This window comes from Niallia sp. Kr1 (assembly GCF_050389805.1).
GTDB lineage: Bacteria > Bacillota > Bacilli > Bacillales > Cytobacillaceae > Bacillus_BD.
This window is the reverse complement of the sequence record NZ_CP130945.1, coordinates 1,429,716-1,450,782: the sequence shown is the minus strand read 5'-3', so window position 1 is coordinate 1,450,782 and position 21,067 is coordinate 1,429,716. Positions and strand designations below refer to the sequence as shown.

Here is a 21,067-nt window from a genome sequence, read left to right as displayed (position 1 = left end):
CCTATAATTAACATGAATTGTCCTAGTAATAAAGTGTAATCTTCTAACAGTGGGGGGCACCCCCCACTGTTAAGTTGGGATAAAAATAAAGTTTCTATAAATCTATTTCATTCTTCAAGCTTTCGAGTAGTTGCGGACTCACCACATAGTGCGCCTCGGTTTTATCCCGAACTTCTTGAAGGGTAACGCCTTCTTGTAATTCTACAAGTTCCATACCTTTACTTGAAAAATCAAATACAGCTAAGTCTGTAATCAGGCGATGAACGACTCCTTGACCTGTCAATGGTAAAGAACATGTGCGTTTCACCTTCGATTCACCGTATTTATTGGCATGCTCCATGATTACAATCACTCGCTTTGCACCATGAACTAAGTCCATCGCTCCGCCCATCCCTTTCACCATTTTCCCAGGAATCATCCAATTGGCTAAATCCCCATTTTCAGATACTTCCATTCCACCTAGGATGGCTAAATCGATATGACCGCCTCTAATCATGGCAAAGGATTCGGCACTGTCAAAAAAGGATGCCCCATCAACAGCCGTTACCGTTTCCTTACCCGCGTTAATTAAATCGGGATCCTCTGCTCCTGCAAATGGATAGGGCCCAATTCCAAGTAAGCCATTTTCCGATTGCAGCATGACATTGTACTCATCAGGGATTTCATTGGCAATCAACGTAGGCATCCCGATTCCTAGATTCACATTCATCCCATCTTTAATTTCTTTAACAGCTCTTTTTACAATGGCTAAACGGCTATTACTCATCGTGCTTCTCCTCCTTTTGCACTTTGAACCATTAGGCGCTCAATCCGTTTTTCGTAGATCGGTCCTTTCACAATCCGTTGAACAAAAATACCTGGTGTATGAATCTCATCGGGATCCAATTCTCCCACACCCACCAACTCTTCTACTTCAACGATCGTGATTTTTCCAGCAGTTGCTGCTAATGGGTTAAAGTTCCTTGAGGTTTTTCGAAAAACCAGATTCCCAAATGGATCTGCTTTCCAGGCTTTAACTAATGCGAAGTCACCAACAATGCCTCTTTCCATCAAGTACTGGCGACCATCAAATTCTTTCACTTCTTTTCCTTCAGCAATCGGTGTACCAATACCTGTAGCGGTATAAAAAGCAGGAATGCCCGCACCACCAGCACGAATTCTTTCAGCCAGCGTTCCTTGAGGTACAAGTTCTACCTCAATTTCTCCACTAAGAAACTGTGCTTCAAAGGTTTTATTCTCACCAACATAAGAGGCAACCATTTTTTTGATTTGTTTGTTTTCGAGAAGCAAACCTAATCCCCATCCATCTACTCCACAATTGTTACTAACAACTGTTAAATCTTTTGAGCCCTGATCTCGTAAAGCGAGAATTAAATTTTCAGGAATCCCACAAAGTCCAAATCCACCTACAACTAATGTGGAACCATCTTGGATATCCTTAATGGCATCTTGAATAGAATCATATACCTTTCCCATTTTCCTATCCCCCTATCGATTTTCAGGTAACGCTTTCAATTAACTAAGTTATTTAAATTTTATAACTATTTTTACAATAAGTAAAGTTAACATTACTTACATATATATTAAGTAGAACTTACATTATTCGAACATTTTTTCATTCTGCAACTGGCGATCAAAGACAAACAAGAGGCTGCCCTCAATCGGACAACCTCAAGCTTAAATGAATTATTCAACTGACACAGGCTCTAAATGCTTGATTAACTCCGTTTTAATCGATTCTGGTATTTTGACCGATTTTCCTGTTTTTCGGTCAATAAAAACATTTGTAAGACTTCCTTTTGCAACAGGGACATCCTCTTTATAAAAACCAAATGATAGTGTGTAGGAAGAATTTCCAACCTTTGAAATGGATACTTGTGCCTCTAGTTCATCGTCATAGCCGATTTCTCCTAAATAACTACATTCCACATGGACACGAGGCATATCATAGCCTAGCTGAAAAATCTTTTTGTACGAATATCCGATTCTTCTAAAAAAGTCATGGTCCATGATTTCGAAATAGCGAAAAATCGCACTGTAATGGATACGTCCAGATGCATCCGTATCAACAAATTGAATCCTAATTTTCTTTGTTATCATTGTTTAATCCCCCTTTAATCTTCTTACAAGTCTAGTATTAAGAAAATTTGCATTTCTTTTACTATTCTTCTAAACTATTTATATCAATTGTATGACATCTTTAACTAAAGATAAAGTTAACGTTATTTACATTTACGTTAGCCAAACTTACAACCAATAGGAATTGCTAGAGGTGAGGGGAGTATGAATATAGACCAACTTCAATACATTATTGAGGTTTCTGAACAAGGTACCATCGCTAGGGCATCAGAAAAGCTCCATGTTTCACATTCAGCCATCAGTCAGGCGATTGCGAACTTGGAGGCTGAATTAGACATCACGATTTTCAATCGGTCACGTTCAGGTAGCAAGATTACAACAGAGGGAAAGACCGTTATCAAATTAGCGCTCGAAATTATGAATAAACTAAATGAATTGAAGAATCTTGGGAAGGAAGCAACTAAATTAAAAGGAGATTTAAAAATAGCAGCATCAACCATCTTCTTTTCAACCTTTTTACCGGAGCTCCTTTATACATTTAGAAAAGAATTTCCGAATGTCCAAATTGAGATCAATGAAAATGACCCTCATAATATTATTGAAGCCGTTAAAAATAATCTATTTGATATCGGCTTAATATTAGGGACAGATGAAACATTGAAATTAGAAGATCCTAGAATCATGTTTGAAATTTTACTACAATCGAGCTTGGTCGTTTGCGTGAGTAAGTATTCACCACTCGCATACAACAAAAAAGTAGGCCCCGAGGAATTAATCCGTCAACCTCTAGTGATTCGAAATGAAAAATTCGCCGAAAGATTTTGGAATAAATTATTTCTAGATTATGGGGAAGGCAACGTTGTTTTTTATTCAAATAACCATGATGTTATAAAAAATCTGATTGCTAATAACATTGCGGTTGGGGTATATTCAGAGTTTTGGATTAGAAATGATCCATTAGTTTTAAATGGTGATATTGTTCCAATCCCTTATGCGGATGAAAATGATCGAAACTATAGTCAAACGTATTTATTAAGTGTACTCCCTAATAATAATCATTTACCCCTTGTTATGAGAGAGTTCATGCAGGAGTTGAAAAATAAAATGAAACAATAAAGAGGAGCTGTGAGATGATGAACATAATCTCACGGTTCCTCTTTTTCTTACCTTGCCAATGTCTTAATCCGTTCCTTAATTCCACCTCGACAGACTCCTCCATGAAAACAAACCGCACTTTCAATATCAAAGTCTAATAATTTATTTAAAGAATGAAGTGCTCCATCCATATCGAGTGTAAATTTAGGATTTGGAATTTGTAATTGTCCTCCGTCCGCTGTTAAGGCATCACCAGTGATAAGTGTTTTAGTTGAATGGTGATACAAGCTAATATGATCTGGCGTATGTCCTGGTGTAAAAATTACCGTAATTCCACCGCAAAATGGTAACACTTGTCCATCCTCTACGGTCACATCCACTTTTGTTTTCGGTACAGTGATTCCTTTCTTGATGAGTGGTTGTTCTCCTTCAATATAAGGTTTTGTCAATTCATGTGCATATACCTCTATTGGATGATCAAACCCTTGAATCAGTTCATGTAAACTTCCTAAATGATCATAATCATGATGGGTAATGATAATCTTTGTTAATCTGCCGTCTGGAAGACTTTTTCGAATATCCTCCAGATGCCCTGGGTAACCCGTATCAATGAGTACAACATCTTTATCGTCGCAAATAATGGTCGGACGAAACACCATTGGCACATCATTGATGACATCTAGTAATTCAATTAATCGAATTTTCTCATTTACTTTTATAGACATTTTTTACCTCCTTTTCACAATCTACCAATCTGAAAATAGCATGGAGGCTAAAACGCTAGTCTACCATGCTATTTTCAAAGGAATCATGATCGTTCTTAAGAATTAACTTCCTCGAAGTCTAAATCCATACCCGCATAGACTTGTTCATCTAATTTTTTAGCTGCTTTTACATTATATGTTTTTTCATAGACAGGCTCCTGCGTAATTTCAGCACCATAAAACATAATATCATGCAGTTCATCTGTCGTTAATTCAAGTAATGTTAATGGGAATGGTACTCCTGGGATATTCTTAGTAACAATCTCTGCTTTTGCTTGGAAAGAAACGATTGATTTATTATAGAAAAACGCAAAGTTAACATTTGAATTTGCCTCGATATTTTTCACAATTTGTGTTTTGGTACCAATTGCAATTCGAAGAACATTTGGCTTATAGCCATGAATCCAAGATACTGCATTTTGTTGAATCGCACCCGTTTCTTCGTGAATCGTTGTAAAGAATCCAACTCGCTCTTCTTTAAAAATTTCTGTAAAATCAAATTCAATCTTCTCGTTAGCCATTATTTCATTTCCCCTTTATTTGTTTTTTACATTTAGACCATGATGTTCCTCTATTTCAAAATGGGCATGATTCATGAACCAACTAATTAGAACAACTCCAATTACAAATGGAATGAACCACCACATCAAGGTATCACTACTGCCACTTAGTAGATGAGAATCTAGCGAAATGAGGACCGCTGAAAGGATCCCGATATAAGCTCCGATTGCACCAATGGTTTGTTTCAAACGCCAATGGTTCCTACGCTGTCTTCCTCCCCTATATCCGAACAAAGCAGTTAAGAAAGATAGTAAACTTACAAAAAAGAAAAATACCCCTTTGTTCCAGTCCATTATAGCAAGGATGGTCGTTGTAATAAACAAAATTGCACTAACTATACTAAAAATTTTGACATTTAATGTACGAATCTCCTGTCGATTTCGCATCATCAAGCTGGCAACACCTGAAATACATGCAATCATCATCGTGATTATATGCAAAACGAGAATATAATGTTGTAAACTTGGTACGATTAATCTCAAGGCCCCTAGCGTTCCTAAAGCAAGTATGATCCATTTGAACATCTGCTGTGGAATCCTCGGCAACACTTTTATTCCAACAAAGGCCCCTAGCGCTACAGCAGGAATGGCCATTAAATTAATGGTAAAGGAATTTGCCGTAATCATTCCTAAATGAATATAAAAAGGCACTTTTATCACATTCACAAATAAATAGAACCAAGCGCCCGTTCCTACAAATTCATTCTTTGGCAACCGGTGTGCTAATAAATAAATCGCCATGACCGTCCCCGCTACATTTCCAATCATCGTAGCAAAACCTGCGAGGATGCCCATTAACCCAATAAACCATATTGAACTTGGTAGAGAATGATCCATTTTCGAACCAAAGTAATCCTTTATGATTTGAAAGAGGTTCAGCCCGATAATCAAATAACCAAGCATGATTTTAAGTTGTTCATTGTCACTAAAGCTTAGAACAAAATAACCTGCTAAAACACCAAGCAAAATCCACGGAACTAATGAGAATAAGTGCTTCCAAACAACGGTCCTGCGATAATAGATGACAGCAAGTAAATCTCCCATCAAAAGGACTGGCAATAACAATCCCACTGCTTCCTTTGCGGGAAAAAACAAACTGAGCATGGTAACGGTGAAAATACCGAGTACATTTAGTCCAGTTGTTTTCCCAAAACTCGTTAACAATCCGGCTAGCATAATGGCTAGTATAAGTGATACTTCAAAATCAAACACTTCTGTCACCTACTCCAAAGACGATCAATATCGTAACAAGGAGCTCAGGAAGTGTTCCTGAGCTCTCTTAACCTCTTTTTAAATCATATATCCTTTATCCTTAAGTTCTTGATCGACCCAAGTCCGGTCAATGGTCTTATTTCGGATTTGCTCTAATACCTGTGCTTCCTTTTCAACCATTTTTTCCAGTTTTGGCAATAACCCTTCTGCTTCTTCATAAGGGACAACGACGACACCATCACAATCCCCTACAATTAAGTCTCCAGGGCGAACCACTGCACCACCACAAGCAATGGTTACGTTGATTTCCCCTGGTCCATTTTTATAACAACCTCGATGGGTTACACCTTTTGCAAACACAGGTATGGAGAGATTTGGTAACACATCACTATCTCGAATCGGTCCATCAATAACGAGACCCACTATTCCTCTTCGAATACAATTGCTAACCACAATTTCACCAACAGGTGCCTGACGAGTATCTCCACCCGCATTCATGACAAGCACATCCCCTGGCTCTGCCATTTCAATCGCTTTTTGCAGAACCAAATTATCTCCTGGTGGGCAATGAATCGTCAGTGCATGCCCGACTAATATTGGTTTTGGATGATAGGGTCTGATTCCACTTTCCATCGCAAACAGTCGATCCATGCCATCACTGATAATGGAAGAAGGGATTTCTCGGTATCTCTCAATGATTTCCGGAGTTACATAGCGTTTAGGCGGATGTATTCTAAATCCTAGTTTCATGTTGAATGCCTCACTTCTTTAAAAGTTCAATTTGCTCTGGATTAAACACGCTGATTTCTTTTTGATAGCCGCCATTTTCGGTATAGTCCTGTACCTTTTGTAAATCTAGTTTTTCAAAGATCGGAATATCATTTGTTGAGAAAAGAATCGCTTCTTCCGTATCTGAGGTGTTGACATGTTCATGAACTGCCCATGTAGGAACACATAGATAATCGCCTTTTTCCCAGTCAAAACGTACGCCATCAATGATCGTGTAACCTTTTCCTTCTTTAATATGGTAGACTACACTGTTCACGTGCTGGTGGGCTTTTCCATGGAACCCAACAGGAAGTTTTTGCAGCCAAGCACCAATGTTTTCATTCGCTGATTGTCCGTTTGATGGATTAATGTATTCGACTACATATCCTTCAACTGGATCTGGAGCATAGTTATCGCTTAACCCTTTCAATGCTGCTAAAGCAGATTCATATTTATACACCGGCAGCGGCGCAAGTCCTGGAGTATGGTCAGATAACGGTCTAACCATGCCACCTTGGTATTTGTCTACACTTGGTTTTCTCGTAATCGGCTGTTTTTTTACTGAACTTCCTTCAAAGAAAGTACCATGTAAATAATAGATAAATGGCGTATCTAAGCAGTCCATCCACATCATTGGCTCTGTACCTTCATGCTCATGTTCATGCCATAGACGCTTCGGTGTGATGACATAGTCCCCTTCACACATATAAACCTTCTCACCATCTACTCCACTATACGCACCTTCTCCTTCAACGATATAACGGATCGCCGTTTGGGTGTGGCGATGTGGAGGTGCTTCTTCACCAGGGAGAAGAATTTGCACACATACCGATAATGTTTGAGTTGTAGCTCCCCATCCGTATGGCTCTAAATCTCTCATTCCAGGGTTAATTAACATTAATACCCTACGGTCGCCGCCATTGTCAAAACTCATGATTCTTGCTGCTTTTTGCATATGGCGTTCAATGACTTCTCTTTTCCAAATATATGGGATTGGTTTTGACTTAGGCTCTCTCAGCATGACCGATGGTGCAGCCATCCATAGCGGTTCTAATGCATCCTCGTGAACTTCACGATGAAATTCTGCTATTTCAGGTGTCACATTTATTTCTCTAGACATTTGACATCCCCCTCATCCTATTATTCTTCGTTTTTAATTGGATTTTCTAATACGCCAAGACCTTCGATTTCTACACGTACGACATCTCCATGTTTCATCCAAGATTGTGGAGTTCTAGCTTGACCTACCCCACCAGGAGTTCCAGTACAAATAATATCACCTGGTTCTAGTGTCATAATTTCAGATAAGAAGCTTACTAGGTAAGGAACTGTAAATACTAGATTTTTCGTATTCGATGCTTGACGCTCTTCCTCATTAAGCGTTAGACGTAAGTTTAAGTTGTCATAGTTTGGTAGATCTTCTTTTGTAACTAAGTGTGGTCCTAATGGTAAAGTCGTATCAAATGTTTTCCCTTGTAACCATTCTCTTGTCCGTTTTTGGTAGTCACGGATCGTCGCTTCGTTGCCAATGGTAAAACCAGCTACATAATCCATTGCATCTTCTTCAGAGATGTATTTCCCTTTTTTACCAATGACTACAACGAATTCTGCTTCATGGTCCAAGTTGTCAGATACTTTTGGTTTTAAAATCGGATCCCCTGGTGCAATAATAGTATTATTATATTTAGCAAATACTACTGGAATGGTTGGAATTTCTCTTCCCATTTCTTCAATATGCTCGCGATAGTTTAAACCTACACAAACGATTTTTTCTGGTTTTTGAACAGGAGCTTCTAACTTTACATTTAAACCCCTGTAATAAAGATTTCTTTCCACTTGCTCGGAGAACTCATGACCTTGAACGAAGGCTACACTTTCCTTTGCAATCCCCATACTTTCTTCGCCACCTTGCAAGAAACCAATCATGTTCGCTGGAACATATGCTTCCGCAAGTTGTTTGGCACGATATTGACCTTTGCTTTCGAAGTAAAGCTCACACGCTTTATTTAAATCGATATACTCCTCATTGATAACAGCTGCAATTCTTTCTTGTCCTTCTACAGTTACTGTGGCTAATCTCATTGCTATACCTCCTGTGATTTCTGAAATCATTTATATTTTAAATTAATTATTAAATTATTTCAAATATTATAAAACTATAAAATTTTCTGTATATTATGATATCATTGCATCCTTTGGACTTAGTTCTAATCCCAATTCTATTTTTCCAAACATTTCACCTAACCAATCAAAGTTAAAGGTGATATGCATCGAAGAAGCCTGAACATCTCTCCAATAACGGTTCATGGGATGACCTTCATAAACGATACCTGCACCGCTGTTATCCACAATCGTTTTAACAGCTTGATTACACATTCTTGCGACATACCCATAGTTGCGACGGATTCGTAATTTTTCATGTGTATCAATTGGCTCTCCAGTACCAAGTCTTTCAACCGATTTTTCAAGTAACGCTTCTGCAGCTGCTAACTGTGCTGAAACTTCAGCAAGGCGGATTTGTGTGTGTGTAAAATGGGCTACTTTGGCACCTCTTGTGCTTACTTTACTTCTTAATCCATCTCTCCAAAATTCATATGCCCCAATGCTTGCGCCAAGCAGTGCAGAGGTTAAACATACTGGCATTGCTGCATATAATGGGTGGGTGTAAAGGACATTTGTGTTGATGCTTTGTCCTGGGGCCACTCCAGTTTGACACCATTTCGCTAAGTCAAGTGTACGATAATTTGGTACAAATACATCCTCAAGGTAAACATTGTTACTACCTGTACCTCTTTGTGCAACTGTTTTCCACGTATTTTGTACTTTGAAATCTTCTTTTGGAATGAGCATTAAAATGATATCACTTGGTAAACCTGTTTCCGGGTTCACATTTAAATTTCCCTGTGCCATAATATAGTCACTATGAGTGATACCAGACGAGAATCCCCATGTTCCTGTTACTTTGTATCCACCTTCCACTGGAGTGATCTCATTTTTTAATGGTGCAAAGGACGATGCAATAATCGCATCTAGATTCTTCTCCCAAACTTCTGCCTGTGCTTCTTCTGGGAAAAAGGCTAGTTGCCATGCATGAACAACAGCTAGTGTATAAATCCATCCAGTTGAAGGGTCTGCTTTTGCAATTTCAATTGCGGTTCTAAATAAAGTATTGAAATCAAGCTCAGAACCCCCCCATCGTTTCGGTACCATCGCATGCACTAAACCCGTTTCCCTTAATTCTTCGATTGTTTCCTCAGGCTGACGACTAATCTCCTCTGTTACTTTAAAGCGCGGTTTAATTTTGGCTGCTAACTCTTGGGCACGTTGAACGGCTTCTTCATGAGTTAACGCGTTTGCTAATTTAGTCAATACAATTCCTCCCCTTTTTATCCCTAATTACTAAATACTGACTTATTGAAAATATTGGTATTCTTTTTGGGAAAGTAATCCCTTTCATCTTTCGTTGAAAAGTTTTTCCTCTTTGAACTAATCATAAATAATTTTAATTATTTTTGGAAATATCAGAATTTAATTTGGGTAATAAGGTTTTTCTTATAACGTTTGTTAATTTATAATTTTCAGATTATAATAACGCTAATAAAACTCACTTAGAGACAGGGGGAATCCTAATGGACATGCGCCCATTACGATATTTTATCTCAGTTGCCGAACATTTAAATTTTACAGAGGCCTCAAAGCAGTTATATGTGGCACAACCAGCAGTAAGCCAGCAGATCGCTTATTTAGAGAAAAGATTAGGAGTTAAACTATTCAATCGTACCAAGCACTCAGTCGAATTGACTCACGCAGGAACTGTGTTTTTAAATGATGCTCGGGAAATTCTAAAGAAACTGGATGAATCTTATGAACATGTCAAGCATGCAGAAGAAGGGTACATTGGGACCATTAATATCGGTTTATTAAGTACACCTGTCCGGGATTTCTTACCCCAACTAATTCGAAAGTTTCGCCGGAAGTACCCGAAGATTAATATTAAGTTGAACTACCATCACGTTGGACAAATCATTGAAAAATTAAAATCAGATGAAATTGACATCGCTTTCACTCTTTCCCTTGGCTTACACAGTGTTGGTGGGCTAGAATATAAGACGTTATGGACCCATCCACATTCCATTATTATGTACCATGAGCATCCATTTGCAGATCGTAAAAGCATTCACATGGCTGAATTAGTTAACGAAGCTTTTGTAATGCTAGAGAGGGACAAGTCCCCGCAAGGTTTTGATCTATTATTGTCTGCATGTTCGAATAATGGTTTTTCACCCAATCTCGTCAATACAGCCTCCCATATTGAAGCTGTCTTGATGATGGTTGATTCTGAAATGGGAATTACCATGCTGCCCAAATATTTTGAGCCATACGCCCCCCCTACCCTCCGTTTTATTGACATTGAAGGGGACGGGTATCATGTAGACATCCTAGCTTCATGGAAAAAAATCAATCAAAATCCTTCACTCACCTTATTTATTGAAGAACTTAACTTAATGCTTAAAGAGGTTCCTGCTTAATAGGTGACAGAACACCTTTCAGATGCTAGAAGATGTGCATAAGAATCGAGCATTGAAAAGAAAAATAGTTGACAGGATCATAATAAATAAGCCTTATTCCTTTTTAATAGAGGAATAAGGCTTATCTTTTTATATGGGGCTTACTATTATGCAGCAACTTTGATATCGTTGGTCTTCTTATTTTTAAATTGGCGAACATAAGGCAGTACCCAACGATCTAAACCAAATTTTCCTGCGTTTGAACTAGCGACTAAAATGAATACAGCTAATAATACCAAAAGAGCATTTGGGTTTGCTACTCCCGAGAATAGGAACGAAAAGTTCATAACAACTCCAAAAAATGCCGCTGTTGTTGTTAAGCATCCTAAAATTAAACCTAGACCTACTAAAAACTCTCCCCATGGAACTAATACGTTAAAAAGTTCGATATTTGGAAGTGCAACACTTTCTAGGAAATTCGCCCACCAGCTTTCTACTCCTGGATTCTTAATTGCCCCTTGTATAAAGCCAGAAGCGTCAAATCCGCCTGCTGTGATTTTCCCTAAACCACCCATTAAAAAGACATATCCTATATACACTCTTATTAATACAAGAATTGACGCCGCTACATTACTTTCTCTTAACCATCTAACCATCATTACCACTCCTTATACATTAATTATCTTACAAAAACATTGTACTACAATATTTTTATTTAAAGATATTCCAACTAAGCATTTCACTTTTTCGTAATACGTTATTGACAATTTTGTGAAACATAGAACTTGTCTATTGATAATTCAATCATTCATAGTAAAATATATTATTTTTCCTTTCGGGAACAAGATCAAAACGATAGGTGCCAGCACCTTCCAGTTCCTGGATGGTGCCTGGCACTTCTTCGAATTTATGTTAACCTGTTATAAAATATAGTTGACAATATTAATCGTTTCAATTATCTTAAAATAAAAACAATGTTGAGGGGGAGTAAAATGAAAAATAAAATGACAACCCTAGAATTAACACTAGCTAGTATGTTCGTCGTATTGATCGCCATAGGTGCGAATATTACATCGTTGATTCCTTTTATGGTAGTTGGTGGCGTTCCTATTACGTTACAAACTTTTTTCGCTATTTTAGCAGGACTTATACTAGGAAGTCGGTTAGGAACCATTGCAACAAGTGCCTATGCTTTTATTGGTCTTGTAGGCGTTCCTGTTTTTGCCCAATTTAGCGGTGGTCTTGGAGCCTTAATTAGACCTACTTTTGGATTTATCCTATCTTTTATTCTAGCAGCCTATGTTATTGGCAAAATGGTAAAAAAGAAGAATAACGTCTCTAATTATATTTTGGCGTCTCTAGTTGGAACAGCGATTAATTATATTTTCGGGACCAATTGGATGTACTTTGCCTATAAGTTTTGGGCCGATGCCCCTGACGGGTTTACATACGGAATGGCTTGGTTATGGATGTTAGCTCCACTGCCAAAGGATATCATTTTAGGCGTTTTTGCCGGAATTTTTGCACATCGTTTAAAAGTAACCGTACTTAACAAAGGTGCATTTAAAAATTTAAAAATAGGAGCTTAAATGGGAGGTTTACTAGAGATGGGAAATTGGAAAAGACTTGCAAACGAAGTTCTAGCTGGAAAAGAATTATCGAATGAGGAAGCAATGAAGATATTAACGACTCCAGATGAGGATCTGCTAGAGTTACTGAACGGTGCATACATCATTCGTCATCATTATTTTGGGAATAAGATCAAATTAAATAAGATTATCAATACCAAATCAGGTCTTTGTTCAGAGAATTGCGGGTATTGCTCACAATCTAGTATTTCTACAGCGCCGATTGAAAAATATCGAATGCTTGATAAAAGTTCTATTCTAGAGGGTGCAAAGCAGGCTTACGAAATGAAAGTTGGAACCTATTGCATTGTAGCCAGTGGTCGAGGACCGAGCAATAAAGAAATTGATTCAGTTGTGGAAGCGGTTCAAGAAATAAAAGATCGATATCCACTAACGGTCTGTGCATGTTTAGGTCTATTAAAACCAGAACAAGCCACACGACTTAAAGAAGCTGGAGTAGATCGATATAATCATAATCTTAATACATCTGAACAACACCATGAAGCCATCACCACTTCCCATACATATCAAGACCGAGTCAATACGGTGAATATTGCAAAGGATGCAGGGATTTCCCCTTGTTCTGGCGTCATTATTGGTATGAAGGAAACGAAACAAGATGTAATCGATATGGCTTACAGTCTGAAAGCTTTAGATGCAGATTCGATTCCGGTTAATTTTTTAAATGCGATTGACGGTACGCCACTCCAAGGGACTAATGAGTTGAATCCTCGCTATTGCTTAAAAGTGCTAGCACTTATGCGCTTCATCAATCCTTCTAAAGAGATTCGTATCTCCGGTGGAAGGGAAATCAACTTGCGTAGTTTACAACCATTAGGTCTCTATCCTGCTAATTCGATCTTTATTGGTGACTATTTAACGACAGAAGGACAAGAAAACTCCGCTGATTATCAAATGATAATAGACCTTGGCTTTGAAATCGATTTTCAATCAGAGGCAATAAAAATAGGTAAATAATAGGAGGATCCACCTAAGTTTGGGATCGCCGATTAATACTTGGCAGGTTAAAATACAATGGGAGAATTTCTAATTATAAAAAGAAGTTCTCCCTTTTTTGTGATTTATCTTATAATTCATATTCTTTAATTGACAATGATAATTATTATCAATTAAACTAGATATTATACCTAATAGAAATGGAGAGATCCCCATGTTTGTCATGTTAAGAAAAATGATCATAAAAGCAGGTTATGAAGAACAAGTGATTTCTAGATTTAAATCAGAAGGTTTAATTGAAAAACAAGATGGTTTTATCGACCTCTCTGTACTAGAAGAAAAGTCGAGGAAAGACGAAAAAGAAATTGTAATCATCATTCGTTGGGAATCAGAAGACCATTGGAAACAGTGGGAGAAAAGCGATGCCCATATCGCAGGACACAAAGCAAATATCGGAAAGCCAAAACCTGACTATCTCATCAGTCAAGAAGTGAAGAAATATAAAGTGAAGGCTGTTAAAAATAACACTAGTAATCAGTGGTATGAGTGACTATAAAAAGAGGTGACAGGCACCTTCCAGTTTCTGGAAGGTGCCTGTCACCTCTAATTTTCTTCCTTATTCGTTAGCTCCCCATACACTTTCAGCAATTGTAATCACATGTTTAATCTTATTCCATTGATCCTCTTCAGTAAGGACATTTCCTTCTTCAGTACTTGAGAATCCACATTGAGGGCTTAATGCCAAGTTTTCTAATGGGATAAATTGACTTGCCTCTTTTATTCTTGCCTTGATGTTTTCTGGATCTTCTAATTCTGGGAATTTAGAAGTGATGAGCCCAAGTACAACGATCTTGTTATTACGTCCAAAGCTTTTTAATGGTTCAAAATCCCCTGAACGGCTGTCATCATATTCTAAGAAAAGTCCGTCTACATTCAATTCATCAAAGATGGCATCTGAAATTTGATCGTATCCACCACTAGCTATATAGGTTGAACGGAAGTTACCACGGCAAATATGCATAGTAATAAGCATATCCTCAGGCTTGTTCGCAATCGCCTCATTTAAACAACGTACTCTTGTTTCGATGATCTCATCAACCTTTTTGCCTTCTCTTTCTTCAACAGCTTTAATGCGATCTTCTGATACAAAGTCGATCCAAGAAGTATCATCCAATTGTAAATAACGGCAACCTGCATCATAGAAAGCTTGTATCGCCTTTTGATAAGCTACCACTGTATCATTAAAAAGAGCCTCTTTGTCTCCGTTATAATATTCATCCCCTTGCATTCTTGTCGCAAGCATATTAGGACTTGGAATTGAGAATTTAGCGACTTGCGTTCCGTCTCCATATTGTTCTACCGTTTCTTTTAAGAACGTAAAGTGTTCCAACATATAGTGTTGATTAAAGTCTACTTTACCTGCCACTTTAATTGCATTATTTTTCGTTTTTGCCCCTTTGAAGTTACTCACATATTCTGTTTCAAAAAATTCTACACCTTCTAAACCAGCTAAGAAATCTAGGTGCCACCAAGAACGTCTAAACTCACCATCTGTGATCGCCTTTAAACCTACTTCAATTTCTTTTTGAACGAGCTTCGTAATTTCTTTATCTTCAACCGCCTTTAGAGCAGCCTGATCAATTTCTCCATTCGCAAAAGCCTTTCTTGCCTCTTTAATCGGTTCCGTTCTAAGAAAACTCCCTACATGGTCTGCTTTCAAAGGTAGTTTATTTGCCATTTTATATGTACCCCTTTCGTGATGCTTGTTTCTTCTAAGATTGCTATCTTGAAGAACATCTCCACTAGTTTAAAAATTCTCTTCGATTAAGTAATAGTATGTGATTAATCATTAAAAGATTATCAAACTTCGACAAAATTATCTATATTTTAAGCTTATTCCTTAAATAAATCCTAGTTTGATTATTGATTTAATTACATTTAACCATAATCCATTTTTCTTTTATTAGCAAAGCGATTTAAGTAAAGTTCAACAAACTTATGACATTTCTCCCTATCACTAGCTTGTGGAGAGAGCTCTACCTTTAGTGTTACGGCAAGACTGGTGTGTACATATAGCATATCTCTGAATCTATCCACTGCTCCACAGAAATGGGGATAAAAGCAATCCCCTGTGCCAACAATACCTGTTGTTTGGTAGTGGATGTCCTGATTTTCAAATGCTTGATAGAGAGGCACCATTTCGATTGGTACCTCCCCATCTCCCCACGTATACGTACCCACAATAATCCCATCATATGTCGGCAAGGACTCTAACGAAAACTCACATATCTTAAATATATTCACATCAACAGCTTGTTTCAGAAAAAGTTGATACAGCACATTAACAAGTTCCTCTGTATTTCCCGTTTTTGAAGCGTAGACTAGCGCGATTTTCATTATAGTTCATCAAATCCATTAGACTGCGTTACTTTTGTATAAGTACGAGATTTTTGCTCAAAAAAATCTGTTTTCGTTTCATTGATCATTTCGTCACTAAACACATGAATCCATGGCATCGGGTTGTCACGTTCTGGGTACAAATTTTTCAATCCAAGTTGACGAAATCGTTTATTTGCTAGATATTCTACATAATTTTCAAATTCAGCCAAATCGATTCCATCAATATCTTTTAATATAAGCTGAGACCATTCTTTTTCAAGTTCAACCGCTTTACTAATAGTTTCATAGATATAAACGATATTCTCCTTTGTATTCATCTCAGGATTTTCAGTCAACAGAATCCGAATAAATTGGGAAATAAAATAGGCATGCTGCATTTCATCTCGTTGAATATAACTAATCATGGTACTTGTTTTTAACATCTTTTGTCTTCGAGCTAAATTGTAGAAGAAGGCAAAACCTGCATAAAAATAGATTCCTTCTAAGTTGATCGAATTAACAGCTAATTTAAATAAATGGACTGGCGTCGGATGATTTCGGAACTCCTCGTACGCATCTAATATAAGAGCATTCCGCTTTTGAACCATATGATCATTTTTCGCTTGATTAAAACGATCGTTTTGTTCCTGTAATGGGACAAGTGAACTTAATATATAGGAGTATGATTCATTATGAACGGCCTCCTGTTGCGAAATCACAGCAAAGATGGCCTTAAAACTGGAATCTGTTACATAGTCCATCACCCCACTCATGGTCGGCGTCTGTAAACTATCGAGTGAAGCAAGCTGGGTATTTACTCTTAAAAAAACATCCTGTTCCGTAGAAGTTAGTGTGTCCCATTGCTTGATATCATCCTGCATATTGATTTCCTGGGCCTTCCAAAAGTTTGATAGTAAGGTTTGGTACAAATCATACATTTGTGGGTAAGCAATATCATTCCAGTTTAAAATACCTGATGACTTCCCATTAATAATCCCGGTAGATTTATTTGGAAACTCGGGATTTAGCAGTTTAATTTTTGATAATGTTTCTTCCATTAACTAATTCCTCCTCTTTGTTCTCTTTATAAAAAGTCCTCCTCAACCAACTAATCAACTATGACATGCCTCACATTCCTCAATTTCCTCTTGTGACGTACTACGAACATAGTAAGTCGTTTTCAATCCATTTTTCCATGCTGCAAGATGAAGATGTAGTAAATCCTTCGCCTTGATATCATGCTTGACATATAAATTAAAGCTAATCGCTTGATCAATATGTTTTTGCCTTGCCGCGTTTTGTTTAATACTCCATTCTTGATCCAATTCATGTCTAACACGACGATAATAGTTGTACGTAAGATGATTTAAATCAGGTGCCGTTACTTTAAATTTAAAGTTTTTCTTCTCTTCTGCATATTCGACTGAATAAATCGGATCAATGCCATCTGTGGAACCGCCAATTTTTGCCGTCGAAGAGTTGGGAGCAACAGCCATCAACCAGCCATTGCGAAGTCCCTTTTCGGCAACATCTTGTTTTAACTGGATCCAGCGATCAGAACCATAGCCCTTTCTCTCAAAATAGCGACCTGTTTCCCATTCCGATCCTACAAATTGACTATAAGATCCTTTTTCAGCTGCCAGTTCCATCGAAGTACGGATCGTATGATAGGCAATGTCTTCATACAATGCATCGGCATAGCGAACCGCTTCTTCTGTTTCCCAGTGAATCCTTTTTAATGCCAAAAGATGATGCCAGCCGAATGTCCCTAGACCTATTCCTCGATATTTTTTATTCGTTTTCTGAGCTTGTCCTACCGCGATCGTATTTAAATCAATGACATTATCCAGCATCCTTACTTGTATTTTAATGAGTCGTTCTAGCACATCATCAGGAACAGCCCTAGCTAGATTGATAGAGGAAAGATTACAAACGACAAAATCACCCGGCTTGCGTATGATAATAATGTCCCCGTGCTTTTCATATTCGTTCACGAGTGTCGTAGCAGACATATTTTGGGCTATTTCTGTACATAAATTGCTGCAATATATCGAAGTAAGTCCCTCTCCATTGACATGTTTATTCGGATTTTGGCGGTTGACCTCATCGCGATAAAACATATACGGAGTTCCTGTTTCCAACTGAGAAATCATGACTCGAGCCATAATATCCATTGCCCGGTATGTTTTTCTTGTTAATAAGGGGTGATTGACAGCTTCTTCATACTTTTCAGTAAAATATTTGCAATCACTCTCATCATAAAAATCCTCAAGTCCAAGTGGATTTCCATTTTCGTCCTTCCAACCCATAATTTGTTTGACTTCATGTGGACAAAATGTATGCCACTGACCAATGCTTTTCCCATTTTCATCCGATTCCTGAAGCTTTTCCATAAATAAATCAGGTATCGCTACCCCTGTAAAAATATCATGTGCTTTACGTCGCTCATCCCCATTATTTGTTTTCAAGTCAAGAAAGCCATTCATGATATCTTTATGGAAAATATCGAGATAGACTGCAATGGCACCCTGGCGTTGTCCCAATTGATCGACACTGACAGCCGTATCATTGATCAACCGGATCCACGGTACAACACCAGAGGAATTTCCTTTGAACTTCTTGATATCTGAACCAAGTGCACGCACCTTGCCATAGTAAATTCCAACTCCGCCACCATCTTTGCTTAATCGGGCCGTATCCCAGTTGTTTAAGTAAATCCCATTTAGTGAATCGTCTACCATATCAATAAAACAGGAAGAAAGCTGACCGAAACTTTTTCCAGCATTTGCTAGAGTAGGTGTAGCAACCGTCATATACAAATGACTTAATGCCCAGTAAGCTTCCTTTACCAATTTTAAGCGATGGTTTTTATCTTCATCTTTCATCAAATGCATGCTAATCACCATGAATCGCTCCTGTGGCAACTCATAAACATTTCGCTCATGGTCTCTCGCCAAATAACGATCAGACAGTAAAAATAATCCGATGTAGTTAAGAAGATGATCCCGCTCTGGAACCATTTCTAAAGCTAGCTCTCTGATTTCCTTTTTTGAATAAGAGTTCAAAAGGGTATTAGAATAGATTCCTATTTCTGTTAAAGTATGTATTAACTCATAGAAATCTCCATATTTTCGAGAAGGATCATACCCTCTATTTTGTGCTGCTAGGTGATATAATTCATGTAAATGGGCATGTGCCGCGACATAAGTCCAGTCCGGTTGATCCATTGAAACTTTATTCAATGCATAATAGAGAACTTGCTCGTTTGCTTCCCTTTCTAATCCTTTGAACGCTTCGAGTTGATCCTTGATTTCTTTGGTGTCTAATCCATGCTTCCCAGCTGTATTTAATAGATTTTGTAAAATGTTCGTTTGTGCGGTAACATTCATTTTGTTTTCCCCTTCCTAAATTTGGCATAAAAAAATCCGCTCAGGGATTTGAGCGGAAGAAATGACAACATCAAAAAGGGGATTCGATAGAGTTACGAATCAGATAACTTCTTGAGCCACCATTTCATCTTCTCAATCCCCGAAGAAGTTGAAACGAAAGAAAAGCGAAAGTGATAGAGGGTGGCAATTTTCATGTCACCCAACCCTTCAGCTTTCCATCTCAATAAGACAGGTCTCCTGACTCATGCTTCATCCTACTTTAAAGCCTTCCCGTATAAGCACCTAACAGATTAAGCCATCTTATACAGTGGATCCTTTATTTCGTCAGCATTTACAGTTGCGGGGGCAGTTCCGGTCTTTCACCGGATTCCCTATTAAGCGATCATCGCATCTTACCGTAAGGCTAATACTATATGTAGTTATAAAATCAAAGTACGGATTCAATATATGGTATTTACTATATTTAATAGTATATGATTCATTGGAATTTTACAAGTATTATTTAAAGTAAAAGTAATGTGATAGATGCAAGAAACGAATGAATACACTCCCATTGGAGCAAAAAGTCCAAATTAAGTCAAAAAAATCATCTCCAAATATTGTAGAGATGATTTTATATATTTATTCCCTTTTTTCTTATCCTTCAACTAAACCAAAATTATTTAAGCGCCAATTCAACCATTGCTTTTTACGAGCTTTTCGTGGAATAAACTGACGGATTTCATCTTCATGGTAACCCACTTGTAGCCTTTTTTCATCCATAATAATAGGTGTTTTCAATAACCCTGGGTTTTCTTGAAATAATTCAAGTAACTCAGTTAAGGGAAGTTCATCTAAATTTACCTGTAAATCTTTATAGACTTTAGAACGGGTTGATAGAATTTCATCTGTACCATTTTCGGTCATACGTAGAATGGCTAATAATTCACTTAGTGTGATGGGCTCTTTTACAATATTTCGTTCCTCAAAGGGAATTTTATTCTTTTCAAACCATTGTTTTGCCTTCTTCGTTGATAAACACGAGGGTCCTGTCAAAATAGTTGCTGTCATCTATCATTCTCCTTTAACTAAAATGAGTTTTTCTAATTATGCGTCTATGTAAATACCACGTTTTAAAATATTCATTTCAATCGTAAAGTTATCGATGGCTTCTTGGTCAGAAAGTTCCTTGAGTAATTTTTCAATAAAGTTTCGAAAGACAACGGCAGTAATAATTTGCAAGATATGAAACAACTCTGCGTCTTCCTGTATATTTAAGCGGTCTCGATCAATTAAATGAATGATTTCTTTTACATGATCTTTCCCCTTTCCCAAATCAAACATATCTGTAAATGAAAAGCCGTCCTTATTAGAAACGTTTAATATGGCATTTTTTAAGAAAGTATGCTCTTCCTCATCAGGCAATTCGATAAGAAAATGATGGTACATCACCGTAACGGTTTCAATGATGTCTCCATTATGTTTCATTAATAGAGAGATAAAATCCTCTTTTCTTTTTTGAGTTTCCTGGTCAAGCAAATAGTTATATAGATCCTCTAGGTTTTCAAAATATTGATAAAAACTACCTCGAGGAATACCTGCCATCTTTATAATATTTGCAACAGAGGCTTTCATCAGAGGTACTTGTGAAAACTCCTTCTGTGCAACATCAATTAAATGCTGTCTCTTCTCTTCAGGCAGATTAAAAAAGGTTTGTTTCGGCATGTTTCTTCCTCCAAGTTCCATTAA

Annotated in this window: 23 protein-coding genes and 1 riboswitch; of the genes, 5 read left to right on the top strand and 18 right to left on the bottom strand. The window is 37.5% G+C overall.

The genetic code is table 11. The annotated features are described in order from the left end of the window. Positions 1–94: 94 nt before the first annotated feature. From Q5760_RS07270 to Q5760_RS07260, 3 genes are all read right to left on the bottom strand, one after another. The gene (locus Q5760_RS07270) at positions 95–766 is read right to left on the bottom strand and encodes a 3-oxoacid CoA-transferase subunit B (RefSeq protein WP_428911537.1); all 672 of its coding nucleotides are present in this window, start codon (positions 764–766) and stop codon (positions 95–97) included. Beyond that, positions 763–1,476, bottom strand: coding sequence for a CoA transferase subunit A (locus Q5760_RS07265; RefSeq protein ID WP_428911536.1), 714 nt, complete (start codon positions 1,474–1,476; stop codon positions 763–765). The genes Q5760_RS07270 and Q5760_RS07265 overlap by 4 nt, the downstream gene beginning before the upstream one ends. A gap of 210 nt (positions 1,477–1,686) precedes the next feature. After that, complete coding sequence (locus Q5760_RS07260; RefSeq protein WP_428911535.1) at positions 1,687–2,100, bottom strand: acyl-CoA thioesterase; 414 nt, start codon at positions 2,098–2,100, stop codon at positions 1,687–1,689. A 183-nt stretch (positions 2,101–2,283) separates the two neighbouring features. Here Q5760_RS07260 and Q5760_RS07255 point away from each other — a divergent pair, with 183 nt between their 5' ends. After that, positions 2,284–3,195 (top strand): LysR family transcriptional regulator, encoded by a 912-nt coding sequence (locus Q5760_RS07255; RefSeq protein ID WP_428911534.1) that lies wholly within the window; start codon positions 2,284–2,286, stop codon positions 3,193–3,195. 47 nt (positions 3,196–3,242) lie between these two features. Here Q5760_RS07255 and Q5760_RS07250 read toward each other — a convergent pair whose 3' ends face one another. The 7 genes from Q5760_RS07250 to Q5760_RS07220 all read right to left on the bottom strand — a co-directional run bounded on the left by Q5760_RS07250 (position 3,243) and on the right by Q5760_RS07220 (position 9,847). After that, positions 3,243–3,899 (bottom strand): MBL fold metallo-hydrolase, encoded by a 657-nt coding sequence (locus Q5760_RS07250; protein ID WP_428911533.1) that lies wholly within the window; start codon positions 3,897–3,899, stop codon positions 3,243–3,245. A gap of 95 nt (positions 3,900–3,994) precedes the next feature. Continuing rightward, positions 3,995–4,459, bottom strand: coding sequence for a pyridoxamine 5'-phosphate oxidase family protein (locus Q5760_RS07245; protein ID WP_428911532.1), 465 nt, complete (start codon positions 4,457–4,459; stop codon positions 3,995–3,997). 15 nt (positions 4,460–4,474) lie between these two features. Continuing rightward, positions 4,475–5,710 carry a sulfite exporter TauE/SafE family protein gene (locus Q5760_RS07240; RefSeq protein WP_428911531.1) on the bottom strand — a complete coding sequence of 412 codons (1,236 nt, stop codon included), beginning with the start codon at positions 5,708–5,710 and terminating at the stop codon, positions 4,475–4,477. A 78-nt stretch (positions 5,711–5,788) separates the two neighbouring features. Next, complete coding sequence (locus Q5760_RS07235) at positions 5,789–6,460, bottom strand: RraA family protein (protein ID WP_428911530.1); 672 nt, start codon at positions 6,458–6,460, stop codon at positions 5,789–5,791. Between the two features lie 10 nt (positions 6,461–6,470). After that, complete coding sequence (locus Q5760_RS07230) at positions 6,471–7,598, bottom strand: cupin domain-containing protein (RefSeq protein WP_428911529.1); 1,128 nt, start codon at positions 7,596–7,598, stop codon at positions 6,471–6,473. 20 nt (positions 7,599–7,618) lie between these two features. After that, a complete protein-coding gene (locus Q5760_RS07225) occupies positions 7,619–8,560 on the bottom strand; it encodes a fumarylacetoacetate hydrolase family protein (protein ID WP_428911528.1) in 942 nt (313 codons plus the stop codon). 93 nt (positions 8,561–8,653) lie between these two features. Next, the gene (locus Q5760_RS07220) at positions 8,654–9,847 is read right to left on the bottom strand and encodes an acyl-CoA dehydrogenase family protein (RefSeq protein ID WP_428911527.1); all 1,194 of its coding nucleotides are present in this window, start codon (positions 9,845–9,847) and stop codon (positions 8,654–8,656) included. 260 nt (positions 9,848–10,107) lie between these two features. On the opposite strand from Q5760_RS07220, the gene Q5760_RS07215 reads away from it, so the two are divergent. Then, positions 10,108–11,007, top strand: a complete 900-nt coding sequence (locus Q5760_RS07215) for a LysR family transcriptional regulator (RefSeq protein ID WP_428911526.1) — start codon at positions 10,108–10,110, stop codon at positions 11,005–11,007. 146 nt (positions 11,008–11,153) lie between these two features. Here Q5760_RS07215 and Q5760_RS07210 read toward each other — a convergent pair whose 3' ends face one another. Then, entirely contained in the window at positions 11,154–11,645 is a 492-nt protein-coding gene (locus Q5760_RS07210) for a DoxX family protein (RefSeq protein ID WP_428911525.1), read from the bottom strand. Between the two features lie 333 nt (positions 11,646–11,978). Here Q5760_RS07210 and Q5760_RS07205 point away from each other — a divergent pair, with 333 nt between their 5' ends. From Q5760_RS07205 to Q5760_RS07195, 3 genes are all read left to right on the top strand, one after another. Continuing rightward, positions 11,979–12,575 carry a biotin transporter BioY gene (locus Q5760_RS07205; RefSeq protein WP_428911524.1) on the top strand — a complete coding sequence of 199 codons (597 nt, stop codon included), beginning with the start codon at positions 11,979–11,981 and terminating at the stop codon, positions 12,573–12,575. A gap of 18 nt (positions 12,576–12,593) precedes the next feature. Then, positions 12,594–13,592 carry a biotin synthase BioB gene (gene bioB, locus Q5760_RS07200; protein ID WP_428911523.1) on the top strand — a complete coding sequence of 333 codons (999 nt, stop codon included), beginning with the start codon at positions 12,594–12,596 and terminating at the stop codon, positions 13,590–13,592. Between the two features lie 193 nt (positions 13,593–13,785). After that, positions 13,786–14,121 carry an antibiotic biosynthesis monooxygenase family protein gene (locus tag Q5760_RS07195; protein WP_428911522.1) on the top strand — a complete coding sequence of 112 codons (336 nt, stop codon included), beginning with the start codon at positions 13,786–13,788 and terminating at the stop codon, positions 14,119–14,121. Between the two features lie 66 nt (positions 14,122–14,187). Here the strand turns inward: Q5760_RS07195 and Q5760_RS07190 are convergent, their stop codons facing one another. From Q5760_RS07190 to Q5760_RS07160, 7 genes are all read right to left on the bottom strand, one after another. Further along, entirely contained in the window at positions 14,188–15,309 is a 1,122-nt protein-coding gene (locus Q5760_RS07190; protein WP_428911521.1) for a 5-methyltetrahydropteroyltriglutamate--homocysteine S-methyltransferase, read from the bottom strand. A 200-nt stretch (positions 15,310–15,509) separates the two neighbouring features. Continuing rightward, positions 15,510–15,968 (bottom strand): flavodoxin domain-containing protein, encoded by a 459-nt coding sequence (locus Q5760_RS07185; protein ID WP_428911520.1) that lies wholly within the window; start codon positions 15,966–15,968, stop codon positions 15,510–15,512. Continuing rightward, positions 15,968–17,008: a ribonucleotide-diphosphate reductase subunit beta gene (locus Q5760_RS07180; RefSeq protein ID WP_428911519.1), complete on the bottom strand. Its 1,041-nt coding sequence runs from the start codon at positions 17,006–17,008 to the stop codon at positions 15,968–15,970. Before Q5760_RS07180 ends, Q5760_RS07185 begins: the two co-directional genes overlap by 1 nt. A gap of 54 nt (positions 17,009–17,062) precedes the next feature. Next, positions 17,063–19,339 carry a ribonucleoside-diphosphate reductase subunit alpha gene (locus Q5760_RS07175; protein WP_428911518.1) on the bottom strand — a complete coding sequence of 759 codons (2,277 nt, stop codon included), beginning with the start codon at positions 19,337–19,339 and terminating at the stop codon, positions 17,063–17,065. 92 nt (positions 19,340–19,431) lie between these two features. Continuing rightward, complete coding sequence (locus Q5760_RS07170; protein WP_428911517.1) at positions 19,432–19,563, bottom strand: hypothetical protein; 132 nt, start codon at positions 19,561–19,563, stop codon at positions 19,432–19,434. Beyond that, positions 19,550–19,749, bottom strand: a riboswitch (cobalamin riboswitch). Its footprint overlaps the gene before it by 14 nt. Positions 19,750–19,975: 226 nt before the next feature. Continuing rightward, positions 19,976–20,389 (bottom strand): transcriptional regulator Spx, encoded by a 414-nt coding sequence (gene spx / locus Q5760_RS07165; protein ID WP_428911516.1) that lies wholly within the window; start codon positions 20,387–20,389, stop codon positions 19,976–19,978. Between the two features lie 36 nt (positions 20,390–20,425). Then, a complete protein-coding gene (locus Q5760_RS07160) occupies positions 20,426–21,043 on the bottom strand; it encodes a TetR/AcrR family transcriptional regulator (RefSeq protein ID WP_428911515.1) in 618 nt (205 codons plus the stop codon). Positions 21,044–21,067 lie beyond the last annotated feature (24 nt).

Coding starts and splice junctions, on each gene's coding strand:
- Q5760_RS07190 (WP_428911521.1), bottom strand. CDS start 15,309: ATGGCAAATAAACTACCTTTGAAAGCAGACCATGTAGGGAGTTTTCTT.
- Q5760_RS07230 (WP_428911529.1), bottom strand. CDS start 7,598: ATGTCTAGAGAAATAAATGTGACACCTGAAATAGCAGAATTTCATCGT.
- Q5760_RS07210 (WP_428911525.1), bottom strand. CDS start 11,645: ATGATGGTTAGATGGTTAAGAGAAAGTAATGTAGCGGCGTCAATTCTT.
- Q5760_RS07215 (WP_428911526.1), top strand. CDS start 10,108: ATGGACATGCGCCCATTACGATATTTTATCTCAGTTGCCGAACATTTA.
- Q5760_RS07245 (WP_428911532.1), bottom strand. CDS start 4,459: ATGGCTAACGAGAAGATTGAATTTGATTTTACAGAAATTTTTAAAGAA.
- Q5760_RS07175 (WP_428911518.1), bottom strand. CDS start 19,339: ATGAATGTTACCGCACAAACGAACATTTTACAAAATCTATTAAATACA.
- Q5760_RS07185 (WP_428911520.1), bottom strand. CDS start 15,968: ATGAAAATCGCGCTAGTCTACGCTTCAAAAACGGGAAATACAGAGGAA.
- Q5760_RS07255 (WP_428911534.1), top strand. CDS start 2,284: ATGAATATAGACCAACTTCAATACATTATTGAGGTTTCTGAACAAGGT.
- Q5760_RS07225 (WP_428911528.1), bottom strand. CDS start 8,560: ATGAGATTAGCCACAGTAACTGTAGAAGGACAAGAAAGAATTGCAGCT.
- Q5760_RS07160 (WP_428911515.1), bottom strand. CDS start 21,043: ATGCCGAAACAAACCTTTTTTAATCTGCCTGAAGAGAAGAGACAGCAT.
- Q5760_RS07265 (WP_428911536.1), bottom strand. CDS start 1,476: ATGGGAAAGGTATATGATTCTATTCAAGATGCCATTAAGGATATCCAA.
- Q5760_RS07270 (WP_428911537.1), bottom strand. CDS start 766: ATGAGTAATAGCCGTTTAGCCATTGTAAAAAGAGCTGTTAAAGAAATT.
- Q5760_RS07180 (WP_428911519.1), bottom strand. CDS start 17,008: ATGGAAGAAACATTATCAAAAATTAAACTGCTAAATCCCGAGTTTCCA.
- Q5760_RS07195 (WP_428911522.1), top strand. CDS start 13,786: ATGTTTGTCATGTTAAGAAAAATGATCATAAAAGCAGGTTATGAAGAA.
- spx (WP_428911516.1), bottom strand. CDS start 20,389: ATGACAGCAACTATTTTGACAGGACCCTCGTGTTTATCAACGAAGAAG.
- Q5760_RS07250 (WP_428911533.1), bottom strand. CDS start 3,899: ATGTCTATAAAAGTAAATGAGAAAATTCGATTAATTGAATTACTAGAT.
- Q5760_RS07235 (WP_428911530.1), bottom strand. CDS start 6,460: ATGAAACTAGGATTTAGAATACATCCGCCTAAACGCTATGTAACTCCG.
- Q5760_RS07260 (WP_428911535.1), bottom strand. CDS start 2,100: ATGATAACAAAGAAAATTAGGATTCAATTTGTTGATACGGATGCATCT.
- bioB (WP_428911523.1), top strand. CDS start 12,594: ATGGGAAATTGGAAAAGACTTGCAAACGAAGTTCTAGCTGGAAAAGAA.
- Q5760_RS07205 (WP_428911524.1), top strand. CDS start 11,979: ATGAAAAATAAAATGACAACCCTAGAATTAACACTAGCTAGTATGTTC.